This window comes from Yersinia proxima, from assembly GCF_902170785.1.
Lineage (GTDB): Bacteria > Pseudomonadota > Gammaproteobacteria > Enterobacterales > Enterobacteriaceae > Yersinia > Yersinia proxima.
In genome coordinates this window covers 195,748-212,913 of the sequence record NZ_CABHYG010000016.1, presented here as the reverse complement: position 1 = coordinate 212,913, position 17,166 = coordinate 195,748, and the positions used below count along the sequence as shown (strand labels likewise).

The window sequence follows — 17,166 nt, the reverse complement described above, 5'->3', positions numbered from 1 at the left end:
ACGGTTGCGTAGCTGCTTTTAGCGGGTTTTATTAGTTTTTTATCGTGGTTCATGAAGTAAAACGTGAAGGCTAAAACGGGAATTTAATCAATTCAACCTTATCGGCCGTGACTTTAACCATTGAGCCTTCAACATGCCAGGCACCCAAAACCACCCGGTGTGCGGTTGTCGATGCTAATTCAACAGTATGAACAGCAGGGCGATGGGTATGCCCATGAATCATCCAACTGACATTATTCCGCTCGAAAGTCTCAACTACCGCGTGTGGATTCACATCCATAATCAGTTGCGATTTGCCGCTATTATTTTGTTGGCTTTGATTGCGCATATAAGCAGCAATGCGCAACCGAAAGTGCAGCGGTAGCCATAAGAATAATTTCTGGATCACTGGGTTGTGTACTCGACGGCGAAAATGCTGATAGTCAGCATCATCAGTACATAGGGTATCACCATGTAAAATAACGATTTTACGGCCATATAAATCAACTACTTTTTCTTCCGGTAGCAAAGTCATGCCACTTTCAAAAGCAAAGCGTTTGCCGAGTAGAAAATCGCGATTGCCGTGAATAAAGTAGCAAGGCACGCCGTGTTGTTGGAGTGATTTTAACGCAGCAGCGATTTGCCGATACAGCGGTTCGGGATCATCATCGCCAATCCAGGACTCGAATAAATCGCCTAGGATATATAACGCGTCAGCATGAATCGCTTCACGCTGGATAAAATGCAGAAAACCGGCAGTGATTGCCGGTTCCTGAACGCTAAGATGCAAATCTGCAATAAAAAGCGTGCTCATTAAGCCGTTATTACTCGCTTACAGTAACGCTTTGAATAATCACATCTTCTTTTGGTACATCTTGATGCATACCACTGCGACCGGTAGCCACGTTTTTGATTTTATCAACCACGTCCAGGCCTTCAGTCACTTCAGCAAATACACAGTAACCCCAACCATCCGGGCGTTCTGAACGGAAGTTCAGGAAGTCATTGTCTGCAACGTTAATAAAGAACTGAGCAGTGGCAGAGTGTGGATCGTTGGTACGCGCCATTGCCAGAGTGCCACGGGTATTTTTCAGACCGTTGTTGGCTTCGTTCTTGATTGGAGCATCAGTCGTTTTCTGGTTCATGCCCGGCTCAAAACCCCCGCCCTGAATCATGAAACCATCGATAACACGGTGGAAGATAGTGTTATCATAGAAACCTTTACGGCAGTAGTTCAGGAAGTTTTCAACGGTAACCGGCGCTTTATCCGCGAAGGTGTTGATGACGATATCGCCGTGATTAGTATGAAAAGTGACCATAATAATGTTCCTGCTAGTGTAATAAGTGTATTCACAAATGAGTCGTGACTCTTTAGACGGCTCTTATATCATATCTGCGGGATTGAGTCAGCACTCGAAACGCCGCCAGGATAGGCGAAAAAGTGCTGTATCATGAGCTGATTTGCCGCATAATCTGATGATATCTTTTTAAACCATGCGTTTCGCAAAAACAAAAACCACGGAATGTCCCGATGCTAAAGATTTTTAATACACTGAGTCGCCAAAAAGAGGAATTCAAGCCTATTCATGCCGGTAAAATTGGCATGTACGTATGCGGGATCACCATTTATGACCTGTGTCACATTGGGCATGGGCGTACTTTTGTCGCTTTCGACGTCGTTGCGCGTTATTTACGTTATTTAGGTTACTCTCTGACATATGTCCGCAACGTGACAGACGTTGACGACAAAATTATCAAACGCGCCATTGAAAACAATGAAACTTGTGAGCAATTGACCACGCGCATGTTGGCTGAAATGCATAAAGATTTTGATGCATTGAACCTTCAACGCCCAGATTTAGAGCCACGTGCTACTCATCACATCCCAGAGATTATTGAGCTAACCGAGCGTTTGATCGCCCGCAACCATGCTTATGTGGCTGCCAATGGGGATGTTATGTTCTCTGTTGAAAGTGATCCGGATTACGGTGTGTTATCGCGCCAGGACTTGGATCAGTTGCAGGCAGGTGCGCGTGTTGAAGTGGCTGATGTTAAACGTAATCCGATGGATTTCGTGCTGTGGAAAATGTCCAAACCGGGTGAACCTAGTTGGGAATCACCTTGGGGGCCGGGCCGCCCAGGCTGGCATATTGAATGTTCTGCAATGAACGGTAAGCAGCTCGGTGCGCATTTCGATATTCACGGTGGTGGCTCTGATTTGATGTTCCCGCACCATGAAAATGAGATTGCACAATCTACCTGTGCCCATGATGGCCCATATGTTAATTACTGGATGCATTCCGGTATGGTGATGATCGACAAAGAAAAAATGTCGAAATCATTGAACAACTTCTTCACTATCCGTGATGTGCTGGCGTATTACGATGCGGAAACTGTGCGCTATTTCCTGATGTCTGGTCACTATCGTAGCCAGCTTAATTACAGCGAAGAAAACCTCAAGCAAGCGCGTGCTTCATTAGAGCGTTTATATACTGCGCTGCGCGGCACTGACGAGAATGCAACGCCGGCGGGTGGCGCTGAGTTTGAAGCGCGTTTCCGTGCGGCAATGGATGATGATTTCAATACTCCAGAAGCCTACTCGGTGCTGTTTGATATCGCGCGCGAAGTGAATCGCCTTAAAACTGAAGATATGGCCGCGGCAAATGCGTTAGCCGCAGAGTTGCGTAAACTGGCGCATGTGCTGGGATTATTGGAACAAGATCCAGAACTGTTTTTGCAAAGTGGTGCGCAGACGGACGACGATGAAGTGGCAAAAATCGAAGCGCTTATCAAGCAGCGCAACGATGCCCGCAGCAGCAAAGATTGGGCGCTGGCAGACTCTGCTCGTGATCAATTGAATGAATTGGGTATTGTGCTGGAAGATGGCCCGCAAGGGACGACCTGGCGTCGTAAGTAACAGGTAGTTTAGGTGCTGTTAGCCTAAATAATTCGAGTTGCAGGCAGGCACATGCAGCTTGAAGTCTGACAGGTAGAAAATTAAAAAAATTGCGGTTCTGGTATTCGCCAGCAACCGCATTTTTTTGCCTATATCTTGTACTTTTCACTACTACAACGACAGTTTTTTGCAATAACCAGCTAAAACTCGCCGTTGCTGAGGTTATTAGGCTTTAACCTGTACTTTCATACCTTGAAACTCAACAATTTGGTCTGCCAGGATCTTGCAGCGCTTACGCGTTTCTACATTCCCGTCGACTTTTACCTGCCCATCAGCGATGGCGGCTTTTGCTGATGCACCGCTATCGTTCCAACCTTGCAACTTTAATAAGTCACACAGTTCGACGTGCGGGTGTTTTTCCAAATGAAAAATGTCCATTACTGTCCTTTCACTCTATTTTCGTTGATGTCGTGATATTCCTCACAGGCTTGCAAGGTATTTTGTATCAGTGTTGCAACGGTCATCGGCCCGACGCCACCGGGAACCGGTGTAATCCAACCCGCACGCTCAACAGCGACATCAAATTCTACATCGCCGACTACTTTACCACTTTCAAGGCGGTTAATGCCGACATCAATCACGATTGCGCCGGGTTTAATCCACTCACCGGGAATAAAACCGGGTTTACCGACGGCGACCACCAATAAATCCGCATTTTCGACATGCTGGCGCAGATTTTTAGTGAAACGATGCGTGACGGTAGTGGTGCAGCCAGCCAGCAATAGCTCAAGGCTCATCGGGCGACCAACAATATTGGATGCTCCCACGACAACAGCGTTCAGACCGTAAGTCGGGATGTCGTAACGCTCCAGCAGCGTCACTATACCGCGTGGGGTGCAAGGACGCAGTTTAGGTGCGCGCTGACACAAACGACCCACGTTGTAAGGATGGAAACCATCGACGTCTTTATCTGGATGAATGTGTTCCAGGACTTTGACATTATCAATCCCCGCGGGCAGTGGTAGTTGCACCAGAATCCCATCGATTTCACTATCGTTATTCAGTGAATCAATTAAGGCTAACAGCTCGGCTTCCGTGGTGGTCATCGGCAGGTCATAAGAACGGGAAACAAAACCCACTTCTTCGCATGCCTTACGTTTACTGGCGACATAAATTTGTGAAGCTGGATTTTCACCTACCAACACAACAGCAAGGCCGGGAGCACGTTTACCCGCGGCTAAACGTTTCTGTACCAACGCAGCTACTTCGTTTCGTACCTGCTGCGCAATCGTTTTACCATCTATAATTTTCGCTGACATCAGTGGAAGGGTCCATCAATTAAAAAAGCGGGAATCCGCCTATTTTGTCAGAAGCGGGGCGTGCTGTCAGGCGTATAATAACGATTAATTAACGATTAAATAGCCAGTTGATAAACCATAAGGCGAAAACCCATTGACTCAAAAGCGACTGCCCGTATAATCCAACCCGCAACTGACTACCGGCAGCGTTCTATGCTGCGGTAAATATCAAATGCGCCCTTAGCTCAGTTGGATAGAGCAACGGCCTTCTAAGCCGTAGGTCACAGGTTCGAGCCCTGTAGGGCGTACCATTTTCAAGTCAACACACCTCTACTGAATTCGCTTTTTCTCCTTTATACTCCCTGAAATAACTGGATTTTTCTGTCCCGAGTTCTATCGAAGTCAACTCAGTTATACCTAAATCAAGTGGTATCTGGGGGCCTTTGAGGGGGCTCATCTCGTTCAATGGAAATTAGAGGCCCCATATGCCACTAAATGCACGACAGATTGATACTGCAAAACCCAAAGAAAAAGAATACAAACTCACTGATGGCGGTGGCCTCTATCTGTTAGTAAAGCCTAACGGTGCGAGGTACTGGCGTTTGAAGTATCGTATTTTGGGTAAAGAGAAAAAGCTCTCAATTGGTGTTTACCCTGATATCTCTCTGGCTGATGCTCGTTTGAAGCGAGAAGAAGCTCGTAAAGTGATCGCTTTAGGCGGAGATCCAGGAGAAGAGAAGAAAGCTGAAAAATTGGCTCAAAAGGCCAATGTGGAAAATACCTTCAAGGCTATCGCGCTGGAATGGCATGAGTACAAACGGCCTAACTGGTCGAAAGGCTATGCAGAAGATCTGATGGAAGCGTTCGAGAACGATATTTTCCCTGATATTGGTAAGCGTCCCATTGCTGAGATCAAACCGCTCGAAGTGCTCAGCTCGCTACGTAAACTCGAAAAGCGAGGTGTGCTCGATAAACTGCGTAAAATCCGGCAGGCATGCAATCAGGTATTTCGCTATGCCATCGTCACCGGCAGAGCTGAAACTAACCCAGCTTCGGAACTAGCTAGCGCGCTGACTGCGCCTAAGTCTACCCATTACCCTCATTTGTTAGCTGATCAACTCCCGGATTTCTTGCAGGCTCTCGCTGCGTATTCTGGCAGCCCGATAACCCGACTGGCTACTCGAATACTGATGTTGACCGGGGTTCGCACTGTCGAACTTCGTCAGGCCGAATGGAAAGAGTTTGATTTTGATAAGCGGGTTTGGGAAGTACCGGTAGAAAGGATGAAGATGCGTCGACCTCACCTGGTGCCCCTATCTGCTCAAGTTGTGTCAGCACTGCGAGAGATCCAAGCTGTGACAGGTCGTTACAACCTGGTTTTCCCAGGCCGTAACGACATCACTAAACCAATGAGTGAAGCGAGCATCAATCAGGTACTGAAAAGGATTGGGTATCATGGGAAGGCTACAGGGCACGGTTTCCGGCACACGATGAGTACTATCCTGCATGAACAGGGCTTCAACACAGCATGGATTGAGTTACAGCTAGCGCATGTGGATAAGAACACTATTCGTGGCACATACAACCATGCACAGTATCTGGAGCAGCGTAGGGAGATGTTGCAGTGGTATGGGGATTTTATCGATACTATTACTAAACCCAAGTTAAAGAATGTTTCATAATCAGGTAATTGCACTTAGCCATCTTTATGACTAAGTGCAATATAAAAAATCATTAACCAGAACGTTAAATACCTTGCACTATAGCCGGTCCCCTACAGGCACTAAATTTTAATGCTGTGGATTGAGACCGAACAAAATCATTGCATCGGTAATATTTTTTTTAGAAATATTAATCGTAGACCCTCAACGAACTGGCATGCTTGCTAACATGAGTTTCACGTAATCTGACTTTCATCTATGTGCGTGAAACGGACAATACAAACATCGCAGTGTGTTATCGAATGAAAGAAGCAAGTATATATGTGCACCCCTACATTTTAGTTAGAAGAACTCTACTGATACACACTCCACTTTACGGCTGCACAACTAGATCACTGCTTGTTCTTCACTACCGTCTTGAGGTTCAGAAATAGGGTTCGCTGAGTTCCACCATGTATTGAATGTTATTTTTAAAGCTAGCCACCATGCATAAATAGCGAAGGGGGAGTTGCATCCATCCTCATCTAACAGTCCATGAGCCAATTCGTTCCGCAAATTTGGACCAAAGGCGTTACAGAACAACGATTCGAATTCAAAGACGAGATCTTTTCCAAATACCTGTTCGGCCTCTGGCAACCCCATCAACGTACTCATACCATTTTCGTTCTCAATACCATCCTTGTCGAGGTTAGTGGTCTTGGCTCCTGCTTGCTTAAGATGTATTCGGACCAAGTGCTCTATCTGAGGGATCAATAAATGAAGCGCGGTAACGAAATCACGTTCGTAACCTGCAAATAGTGCCTTGCCAAAAAGGCCTACTCGGTCTTTGGGGACAATGGGAGAAGAGCAAGCTAATTCGATAAAATCGCTTTCGCGCAACCGATGCTCAAGCAAAAGTACTTCAAGGGCAGGCCAGATGTCGGCTTGAACCACAATACTAACTAAGATTCCATAGTCACGAATCATCTCGGCACGAATTGCAATTTCGTCGTCCTCTGTCAATTCTCCACCGAGTCCCATCGCAGGGCGCTTGGCAATGACTCTGCCATCGCGACTCATCACGGTTGCGGCAAACAGTGATTGCAAGGGATGCTGACGCATTCTTTCCAATGCACTGTTGCGCAGTTTTTCTGCATTCACGCCACGATGTAGGTTCGCAAATGCGAGCAACGCATTTTGTGCAGATTTCCCGGTGACGGATGCCCTCGCCTTTTCGATGACCTGAGTGAGATCTACTCCAGGAGTTTGAATGAGGCCCATCTCTCCTATAGCTCTCTCTCCCGAATTGTTTAGGTGGGCTCGCAACTCGGCAATTCGCTCATCGACCTGATGTGCAGAGCGTTCGGCCCGAGGAATCGTTCTGTATATCTGAATGGCATTTTCGTAAAAGCTCGCTGCCACCATGTGGCTAGGGCTTTCCGATGCAACTCGCGCAACGGCTTCTTTGACCCACCCTTCAGCGACCAATACTGTCATTTCTGCAGCTTTGACCTCGTCAGGAATAAACTTATACCACTCGGCAGCAGCAGAAAAATACTCCCGCGCCTTATGCAAATCCCCTTCATCATCAAACCCGCGGGCCAACGCTTCTAGCTTCGTCGACACATCCGTTCGATGTGACCACCCCAAGCGGTTCGATTTTAGAAGGTCGGCCAACCAAAACCCAAGAAAACCGTCGTCTCGAATTGACGCATGAAACGCAGCAACGATTTTCGTCTCAATCTGCTGGAGTCTATCTCCAGCGCCACCTTTAAGCATTCGAGCCAAGCTTATGGCGCGAGGCCAACAGTCCCGCCCTCCATGTATCCATGTATCAGTGTCTAGTGGAAGGCTGCGGTAAGCGTCGATAGCCTTCAAAGCGAATTCGATGTTACGAGGCTTACTCTTCAACCAGACCAAATCACTGAGTCGCGCCTTCAGCCAATCGTTGTCTACCCCATCAACGATATCAGCAAAGAATTGAATATCTGAATCAGAAAGATCATCAGGAATAACTGACCTTCTGTCGTGGAAGACAGCATAAGGCTTGAAGGGTTCATTAGGACTTGATAGCGAAAGCATCATCGAACAGGCATCTGCAAGCAACCATAATACTTTACCGTTTTCAATTCGCCCTTGCTCAATGGCATCACGCGCAGCACTCGATAGCGCTTGCCACATAGCTGGATAACCTTCTCGGGTAGCTTGGGCAATTGAATCCTTCCAGTTTGATGCATTGAAGTCCTGACGCGAAATAGCTAAACCCAACGGGTAACGTTCGTTCTCCATCACTTATCTCCTTTGACCGATACAATATTTATTTGTAGTCCGCCAAAAATTTTTTTTGAATCTCAGCGGATAATCTTGCAACTTCTGAGCCATTTTCTCCAATAATAGTGTCGGCTTTCCGCTTATAGCAGACCTGAAAGCCCTTCATTAAGAGCGCACCGTTCCAATCTGGATGCAACTCACAAGCAGTCTAGTCCACTGTTAAAAAAAATATATTTCAGAAATATTTAAAGCAATGTAACTTTTTTTACTCAAACTGATGCTTTAATCATCGAAATATTTTCCTTTTGCACTGGACGCCGCTTCTCTATGCAATTAGTTGACATACATCACACTTCATAACAGACATAACACTAACGAATCTCGATATAATAACCATACTTACAGCATTTTAGATGGTACATATTCCTTTTAAAGGTGTGATCTAAATGGATGATTTTGAAAATAAAAAAAGATTTCAAGAGGCCATTAATGCTGGTCAACGAAATCTCAGGGCTGTAAAGTTACTTAACAACTGGTGTTCTCACTCTGAATTCATTCGATCAGAGGGAAGAGGGATGATTGAGGCAGAAACAGGATTACCTATTGGCCATATGGGAGTCCAATGCAAGTTTGTTAAGCAAAGCTCAATGCTTAGTTGGCTGCTGGAAGACTCAGTTTACAGCTTCTATCAAGAGAACTGTAAGGATTGTAACCGGCGGATTCCGGTAGGATTTCCCAACATAATAGAGTTTGTTGGTCCCAGAGAAAAAGCAGCCGAAGAACGAAATTTGGCTCGTAAAGAAGAAGAAAGGAAGAGAAAGCAGAAGCAGCTTAACAGGCAACAAGAACGAGAAGTATTACGCCTTACTCTCTCTCTTGAAGAAACGTTTGTACTCGATTTGCTGGACGAACTCGATCAAGAAAAAATAGAGAAAAGCGATCCCCGTCTGGAACAACTCGCAAATCTTGCTCCCGAGACATTTACAAAGAAAGTAATTGAACATCTTTTGCCTGCGGTACTACATGAGAGATTGCCATATTCAACACCAGCTGCGAAAGCCTTGATAAGAACATCATTATCACCAACAGAAAAACTGCCAATTGCAGTGTATTTAGTGAACAATCACGAAGACTTTCCATCTGCTGTAGAAATAATTCTTTTAGAAGCGGATAAGCTATCTCAAAGTGATTTCATAAAGCTCCTCTTACATTTTGCATCGATGGCTGTTGAGTCTCCACCTGGAATGAATTTTGGTGTACGTGGGCATAAACGGCTCAACAAAGCCCCTATCCAGTCACTATTACAAAAAAAACGGGCTGAAATATATGCAGAAGTTAACGCATTTATAAAAAATACCCATCCGGGAAAAATTCAAGCGGGCATTAAGATTATTCTCGCAACGGATAGTGATGAACTGCTTTTCAGACATATCAAGGGTATCTTTGCCAAGTTGATGCGCAGACGAACGCTACTGCCAGAGGAGCAGCGAGATAGCAGCGTTCTTTACTATCTTCGAGAAACGGCCACTAAATGTTTAGATCGCTTTCCAGAAGAAACTGATAAAGTGATTCAAGCCTATCTCGCAGACAAAGACGATATTGGAAGAAAAGAGGCCAACAGAATCTATATATCCGTACTGAGACACAGCTACAGAAAAAAAACCGAAATAGGAAAAGCACAAGAAATAGCTTTTAGACGATTACTTTGGGCTGCTGTAGAAAACCCTGAGGATGGTATAGATGGTGCTGGACAATTTTTCAGGCACTCTTGGGATGAATTTTCTGAGCTTGCAGTTGCGAATTTTGATGATCTGATAGGAGCGGCAGCAACGCTAAGCGAGAAATATGAGCAGTTAGATAAAGAAACAATTTTAGAAATAAAAGAGAATTTCCTTGATCATTTAGAAAAAAGTAATAAGCGTAATGCTATTGATGGATTACAAGATGCACTGATTGAATGGGCTGCAATCGGTGCCAAATCTAAAGGGTGTGAAGGAATCGAAGATTTCCTGAATCTATATCGAAGTTTACCCGAAGAACAAATACAAATGCGCGGAAACATGATAGTTCATGTTTCAAAATTATTGACTGGAGTGGAAAGCCTAATGATCGTGCTTTCCGACTGGTACCGCGCACTAATGGATGAGAGTACAATTATTCGAGCTCATGCCGTGCAGGCGTGGGAAAATGTGCCCTATGCATTGGTGAAGAACTTCCCCGATTTGTTCTTTGAAGCTTATTCAGTCTTGTTATTGGATCAATATGTGATGGTTCATAAGCATGCTGTTCGCTCGCTAAGCCGTAGATCATTTCCCGATGAGAAACGAAGCCTCGTGAGATCACAACTATGGAATTTAATATGTTATTACGCGCAACCAGAGAACCAGGATGATTTCGTTGTTGAGTGTATTGATGTATTTGCATCTCTTTGCTTATCCGATGAAGAAAGAAAAGGAAAAATTGGATTACTTCTTTCAAATATCTTATTAAGCTTAAAAGGAAGTGCTCTTTATAATGCTATCAATCGATTACGTTATCATTTTGATGATGTTCCCGGTTTTGTCAAAGTAGCGCTGAAGGCAATTCAGGATGAGTATACTCGAAGTATTTCTATTGATGACTGCATTTCAGTAATCTTAAGAGCAAAACATGAGGAGCTTCGAAATTGTAAGGCAGAACTTAAAAATGCATTTGATGCTCTGAAACCGTTTAAACCTCAACAATTCATTGAAGCTTTAGTGTATGTGGCTGCGTTAAGCAAGTTTGGTGATAATGCAACTTCAACTATTTGTTTCAAGGAACTACTAGAAGAAATTCCAAAAGATGACAGGCACATACAATGGAAACTTGAAGCTGCTTTAGTTGCTGAAGCTGCTTGTATCGAACATTCCATAGGCGTTTGTGAGCCCTATATTGAATTAATCGAAAAATGGAATAGCCTTATGGTTGATTTGGAGAAAGAAAATGCAGAACGAGCCAAACTTCGATATTTTCCGCCAAGCTTTTTCTCCGAGAATTGAGATCGCAGCTGCGTTGGATAGGGCACTGAGGTCTACTCCACATGACTTGGCGCAACTTAAAGAAGCGTGTCAAAAGCTCAATGAAACGATCGATGAACTCGGCCAAGGATATGTTGAAGATCAGTATCGTGCGTATTACACAGCAATGACGATATTTTTATCTTTAGCTGAGTGGAAACATGCCATACGAAATGCTGAGGTTGATGCTCAAAGGTTTTTAAACTCAGCGAAATTGAAAGCATCAGAGATCGATATGACGTCGAATTTCTCAAGCAATAAGCAACTTAATGAATTTCTAGAACAAGTAAAAATTACTGACACATTAGATTCATTGAGTACAATACAAGACCAATTGACAAGATGGTCGTTGCCTCTTCTCTTATTTGCGAATCTTCACAATAAAGATATTGGGGGGATTCGTCACTTGATATCCAATGAAGGCTCCGAAGATCATAAGAAACTAGAATCAACAGTGGCATTTCTGAAATTTGACATTGATGGGGAGCCAGCTAAACAATGGAACTACCTTAAACCAGGAACCTCTTATGACCTTACCATAGAGGTTAGGGTTTCAAATTGGCCCAAAAGCGCAAATCTCCTTTTACTGAAGCCGGTAACAATTGATGCCCGTGAGCGGGGTTGGTTACCTGATTTTAGATTCGAAAAACCAGAGGGTGATGGACCTTTCACATTGACGGGAATCGGTCGTGTCATTCTTGAAGTGGCAAATTCATTTGGTTCCAGACCTTATGAGTTTCTATACGCTGCAGAATTTGACAACTCAAGTGATTGCCGAAATGTTGCTGTTGTAGGACATAGGCGCTTACTACTTGAAGGGAGTGATTCTACTCAATATCCGTTAACTGGGTTTTCAAATGTCGATAGGCATCTTATAAAAATTCGCAACATGCTAAGAGCTTTTCCTGGATTACACTCAGATGATATTGCCAATACGATGATTATACTTGGCGGCTTAGGAAATATTGCGGCACAAGCTCTTAAAGCTGGTTTATTTGTTGCTGGGACATCAGAACAAAAATTTCAGAGTAAAATTGCTGAAATGCTTAGAAGTAGGAGCGATATTGGCGAATACTTACAAGGCCATCCGGAAGCTGCGGGTGGGATCACCGATCTCACATTCAAAGACGTTCCTGTAGAGTTAAAAGTAGAAAATAACAAGGTGCTTTTTCCAAAAGATTTCCAAAAATATTTCGATCAAACAGCAGCCTATGCAATTGGGCTAGGAAAGCGCATCGGTGTTTTGTCTGTGCTTGAGTCATCTTCAAAATTAGCACCAGTTGGGGTGGTAGAAGATGATATTGAGGTATTCATTCACCCAACGGGTCAAACTCAAATTGCGATAGTTGTAGTCGTCATCAGAGGAGGTTTTCCTAAACCGAGTTTCTACTCTCGATAATGATTGATATCAATCAAAGTATAAAATTTACAGAATATTGCACTTTCACTATCGATTATCTCTACATTACGCAATAAGGATAGCTCGTGATAAGAACAGTGGAAATAACCAAGAATAGTTTCTTTGAAATATTTTCTGATGCAATAACTCTTTATGAGTTATCCGTAATGGAACAAAAATCGCACATCAAAAAGACGCTTGCGAAATCGAGTATTCTTTCAATTAACTATGCACTTGAAGCTGCTGCCAACTCCTTTTTATCGTCTATCGAAATAACGCAAAAGCTAAAAGGCCAAATTGATAGATTCTCTACACTTGATAAATTAGACTACACACTTCAGTGGCACAAAGAAACAGCCCTACCTCGAGGAGTCATTCAAACACAAATAATCAGAGAACTATTAGAACAACGTAATGCTTTAGTACACCCTAAGATTAAATTGATATCTGATACAATAGAGACTACACCAAGTGAAGGCAAGACTGCCTACTTACATCAGTCTAATGGTAACTTCGAAGCAGTTAAAAGTAAGTTATCAGGTATATCCCTTGATCCTGAAACATATACTGATAAGGATGCTTTTATTGCGATAAAAGCTCTTGTGAATTTCTTAAATAGCTATATAAACGATTGGTGGGGTATTGATTTGGAAACATCCACCATTCTACTTTTGCCATCATGGAACGGCTCAATACAAGCGCAACCAATAATTTATGAACGGGACTCACTTGAGACCGTTCTTAAATATGACCATGATTTAAAAATAAAGTTTATTGGGTTACATGGCATACTTGAGCAATTCGAATAATCTTGTCAAAATTACTCGCGTTGTCAGACGGAACGGTCAAAGACGTCTCCTTGGCCAAACGTTCACGCCTGCACCTTGCTCTTAGCCAACGCCTGAGTTAGCTCACTTCTGTATACCGAAAACATTTAGTTGAGTGACGATTAATCACTGTGGTTACAATTGTATATGCTAGCTTTTCTCAACAAGCTCAATAAGCCGTAAGTACCGTGAATCCTTGATTAGCCTTGGTTCTGCCTCTTCAATTAGGCCAAGTATCTTCTGCAACTCGTCTAACGGATGGGTGAGCCTCGATGGTGTTATTCGATCCATTAAATCAAGCGTCGTTTCAGGAAAAAGCAGGGTAATTGGCTTTTTACCAGCGAACTCTCGAGTGAAACGGTACAACTGGTGATCAAATGTCTCGATTGGCACCAAGAGTGTTTTTACTGCATCGTAGACCACCGGGAAGTTAGCGCCAGTATCATCAAGTAGACCAATCCATGCTTTCACCGAACCCGTTGTCCTATATCGGCGTTCTTTGGGCCAGTCCCCTCTGATTAATGGAATCACGTAGTTAACCCAACCGCTCTCGTTTTTTTGCCCAACCAATCCCAACCAGGAAATAAAACGATTTCTCACCTCATCAGATATTGACCGCAAAATGGAGCGCATTTCATTTCTAGAGGGGCTAGATGGCTCATCAGGACGGAATAGTCTCATCCAACCAAGCCATTGGGAGGTCCGAGCTGAAAGGTCTTTTTCCCAAGAAAGATGCTTGAGCCAAGTGCAAAGGTTAAGAAAACTAGGCTTGATAAGCTCAGCTACTGCAATTGAAGGCATAACTTCACTATGAAGATAACCATTCCATGCTGGTTCTGCTGCTGGATGCTTTAAATCCAAAATCGGTATAAGCCATCCCTTTGCCCATACAGGATCAACAAACATTAGCCAATTTAGATTGCGAGCCGTTATAGCTATAGCGTGGTCTGCCCCTTCCCCTGGAGCGGTAAAGAGACGTTCAATACGTGACTTAATAGAACACGGAACAAGCGAACCAGCCTCCACTTCTTCTCTTGGTATTGCTTGAAAAAGTGCTTGAATGCATTTACCGACAGGACCATTAATTGCATGGTTGAATGTGCGCCGGGACTGTATAACAACCTCTCCATTTCGGATGACTTCTCCAAAACCGCTTTGAGTAGCATTAGCCCCACCACTCAGTATGCCTTCTATGACATGATCGTAAACTTTCCAGCCGAGACCATCATCAAATTTAAGAGTCGCAACTAAATTTTGTTCAAGCCAACTACTTAATGTATGTCGTAGTTCGACTAAAGTTGTAATCGGTAATCTCGCAATTCGGCTCAGGAATATTCGTTTCAACCTTGGTTTAAGATCTGCAGGTAGCTCACTTATCATTGGCGACCATAATTCCTTAGGATAATCACCGGTTTTCCCTGCAATAGTAAGCGCAGACAATGCCTTACGCGGATTTTCTTTTATCAAACCAACAAAGGGCTGCCTACGAGTAAAGCTGTCATCATCTCGTTTAAGCACCTCTTTTACTTTTGGGATTATCTCGTTTACAGGAAGATCTGATATTACATCTGGTTTTTCGTCTGTACTAACCCAGCCAGAGCGGGAGCCCCAACTGATGACTACAGATGTGGCCCAGCGATCATTCCAGTCAGGAATTCTTTTTATCATCGCAATGAGCCGATCACGATAAATAGTGCCCAGTTCACAACCATGCAGTTCGAGATAACGAGCGTATTTAGCAGCCAACACCTCTCTTCCTTTCGGAAGTTCCTCCTCAGACAAATAAGGTATTTGATAGGGGCCAGTCAGAATACGTTCGATGATTCGATTTTGGTTCTCTCGTGGGAATTCTTCCCATCGGTCTACCAGTAAAAAAAGAAGTTCTCGGGTAATATTTGTGTCCCAGAAGCTATTTTGCTCTATAGACAAAACTTCTTCGGCAATTCGGTTAGCCCCAAAAACGGCTGTTTTACTGAAGGCATAAAGTCTCAGTTTTCGGAAGAAAAATGGTTCTGTTACTGGCCAGGTGGTTACATGTGCATTAGCCAATTCTGGCCACTTCTCAGCTACTCGGTCAAAAAGTTGGACAAACCATATTAATACATCGGCCCCTTTCGAGAAGTTTTCTTCTCCATCCACATTACGTTCCGGATAACAGCTTGGGATTGGGAAGTAGGAAGTATCGATATCCTCCAGTATTCCAGCGGCAATGATTAGTTGCTCTTCCAGAGCACTAAAGACCTGTAGCAATACATTGTCAGGCACATCTAAATCGTCGTCATGCCTATTGGTGAACACAACTTCAAATTGACCTAATTTGCTAAAATGGATCTCCTCCCAAGAGTCACTAGGCGGTTTGACTTCTCCCAAGCCATATGGCGATTTCATCTCTAGCCGTGGTGCCATAACCCTACGAAACTCTCGCAGAACACCGGCTGTCCAGCCTTGGGTTTTAATTCGAGCCTTCAAGTCGTACCAATCGACATCATAGCGACGATTACGGGGGTCTTTATGGTGTTCGAGAATTAAGCTCCACAGATAACGGGCACGTTTATGGGTAGATGCTGAAAACTCAATGTTGCGTTCAAGCTTCTGCAGCAGTAACGGATGAAGTCCAATTTTTCGAATAGCCCACCAGGCCATTATCGGGCTATCAAGAGATTCACTAAACCAAGTCAGGAGATGACCTAGCCTTTTCGGGATTGTCTCAAATCCTCCAGCCAAGCGATGGCAATCTGACGGGTTATCGTCTTCGTGACGCCATTCAAGGAGACTATCGTTGCTGACCCCACGCTTGCGCTCATCGTCAGAGATATCTTTGAGATCGTCATCTAAACCATAAATGGCTTGTGGGTCGAATACTTCTTCTTCAGAAAATTCACTATATATTCGATTCTTTTTAGCTGACCGAATGTTCGCATCCATCACACAAATCCATTCAGGATGAGGACGTGGAATAGCTTCAGAGAATAATTTCGCACCTTGTGCTGTACGAAGTATGTGAGCAACTTGACCACGTTCATGTGGTGCCATAATTTTCGGGTCTTGCTGGCTTTTTGCGATCACAGAAGCTCGCCACCTACGCGGATCATCTGCTCGTTCTGCCCATGCTTCCATACTCTTCCATAGGACCGGATGATCGGGGTAGGCTATTGCAGTAACACCTCTGTCACGCCATTTGGCTTCGACCTCCTCAGCAAGCCCACAATCAAATGCATAAAGTCTGGAACGATCATACTGGCCATCATGATTGAGCCCCTGAAGGAGGTATTTAACTGGCGGGTCTTCTGCCTGGTAACCGACCAAAACAACGATGTATCGTTCCAGAAGAAGCTTGATAAAGTTGGTCGCCCATCCTTCTGAAAGGTAAGCTCGTCCAAAGTCTGCACTGCTCAGCACATAAGGATGGCTTATAGCATTTGCATCGACCAGACGACCGTGAAGATACGTAATTCCCTCAATTGTCGAACCGAAATTCAGATCTGGGAAAGCTGGCGGCACATATCGGGTCAGGTTATCTTGCCCTTGGTTAACCTCGAAAAGTCGATCAAAGTTCGTCGTGACAATCTGCGGAATTCCACTCTGATTTGAGGAAATGCGTTTAATTAGGGCATGCTCACGCCCAACCTCTCTATCAGTCCGGGAAGCACTCAGACGCTTTGTGACCAGGGCATTAACTTCATCCTTGCCATATTCAAGATGTAGCAAGTTGAAAATTTGGTCGAGAGGGACATTTGCCGAAGATTGGTCGTGAAGCCACGGGTGAAATGCAGCCATGATTTCTGAGTCGTGTGGTGGATCAAAGTATTCAATTACGT

11 protein-coding genes and 1 tRNA gene are annotated in these 17,166 nt (G+C 44.2%); 6 read left to right on the top strand and 6 right to left on the bottom strand.

Translation table 11 applies throughout. From position 1 onward, the window contains the following. Positions 1–70: 70 nt before the first annotated feature. Both FTB31_RS14805 and ppiB read right to left on the bottom strand, forming a co-directional pair. Entirely contained in the window at positions 71–793 is a 723-nt protein-coding gene (locus tag FTB31_RS14805; protein WP_077174502.1) for a UDP-2,3-diacylglucosamine diphosphatase, read from the bottom strand. A gap of 10 nt (positions 794–803) precedes the next feature. Further along, positions 804–1,298: a peptidylprolyl isomerase B gene (ppiB, locus tag FTB31_RS14800; protein ID WP_005158275.1), complete on the bottom strand. Its 495-nt coding sequence runs from the start codon at positions 1,296–1,298 to the stop codon at positions 804–806. 212 nt (positions 1,299–1,510) lie between these two features. Between ppiB and cysS the strand changes: the two genes are divergently transcribed. Then, positions 1,511–2,896, top strand: coding sequence for a cysteine--tRNA ligase (gene cysS, locus FTB31_RS14795; RefSeq protein ID WP_019081248.1), 1,386 nt, complete (start codon positions 1,511–1,513; stop codon positions 2,894–2,896). Positions 2,897–3,100: 204 nt separating this feature from the next. On the opposite strand, the gene ybcJ is transcribed toward cysS, so the two are convergent. Then, positions 3,101–3,313 carry a ribosome-associated protein YbcJ gene (gene ybcJ / locus FTB31_RS14790; protein ID WP_004390634.1) on the bottom strand — a complete coding sequence of 71 codons (213 nt, stop codon included), beginning with the start codon at positions 3,311–3,313 and terminating at the stop codon, positions 3,101–3,103. Further along, a complete protein-coding gene (gene folD / locus FTB31_RS14785) occupies positions 3,313–4,194 on the bottom strand; it encodes a bifunctional methylenetetrahydrofolate dehydrogenase/methenyltetrahydrofolate cyclohydrolase FolD (protein ID WP_011816853.1) in 882 nt (293 codons plus the stop codon). The genes ybcJ and folD overlap by 1 nt, the downstream gene beginning before the upstream one ends. A gap of 213 nt (positions 4,195–4,407) precedes the next feature. Between folD and FTB31_RS14780 the strand changes: the two genes are divergently transcribed. Then, positions 4,408–4,484 (top strand) — tRNA-Arg (locus tag FTB31_RS14780). A gap of 174 nt (positions 4,485–4,658) precedes the next feature. Further along, on the top strand, positions 4,659–5,855 hold the full coding sequence (locus FTB31_RS14775) for a tyrosine-type recombinase/integrase (RefSeq protein WP_145576302.1): 1,197 nt from the start codon (positions 4,659–4,661) through the stop codon (positions 5,853–5,855). Positions 5,856–6,221: 366 nt separating this feature from the next. Here the strand turns inward: FTB31_RS14775 and FTB31_RS14770 are convergent, their stop codons facing one another. After that, positions 6,222–8,102 (bottom strand): DUF4209 domain-containing protein, encoded by a 1,881-nt coding sequence (locus tag FTB31_RS14770; protein WP_145576304.1) that lies wholly within the window; start codon positions 8,100–8,102, stop codon positions 6,222–6,224. Positions 8,103–8,530: 428 nt separating this feature from the next. On the opposite strand from FTB31_RS14770, the gene FTB31_RS14765 reads away from it, so the two are divergent. The 3 genes from FTB31_RS14765 (at position 8,531) to FTB31_RS14755 (ending at position 13,330) form a co-directional block, all read left to right on the top strand. After that, the gene (locus FTB31_RS14765; RefSeq protein WP_227731512.1) at positions 8,531–11,104 is read left to right on the top strand and encodes a hypothetical protein; all 2,574 of its coding nucleotides are present in this window, start codon (positions 8,531–8,533) and stop codon (positions 11,102–11,104) included. Next, positions 11,049–12,521, top strand: a complete 1,473-nt coding sequence (locus tag FTB31_RS14760; RefSeq protein WP_145576308.1) for a hypothetical protein — start codon at positions 11,049–11,051, stop codon at positions 12,519–12,521. Before FTB31_RS14765 ends, FTB31_RS14760 begins: the two co-directional genes overlap by 56 nt. A gap of 86 nt (positions 12,522–12,607) precedes the next feature. Beyond that, complete coding sequence (locus FTB31_RS14755; protein ID WP_227731511.1) at positions 12,608–13,330, top strand: hypothetical protein; 723 nt, start codon at positions 12,608–12,610, stop codon at positions 13,328–13,330. Positions 13,331–13,498: 168 nt separating this feature from the next. On the opposite strand, the gene FTB31_RS14750 is transcribed toward FTB31_RS14755, so the two are convergent. Then, positions 13,499–17,125 (bottom strand): SIR2 family protein, encoded by a 3,627-nt coding sequence (locus FTB31_RS14750; protein WP_227731510.1) that lies wholly within the window; start codon positions 17,123–17,125, stop codon positions 13,499–13,501. Positions 17,126–17,166: the final 41 nt, after the last annotated feature.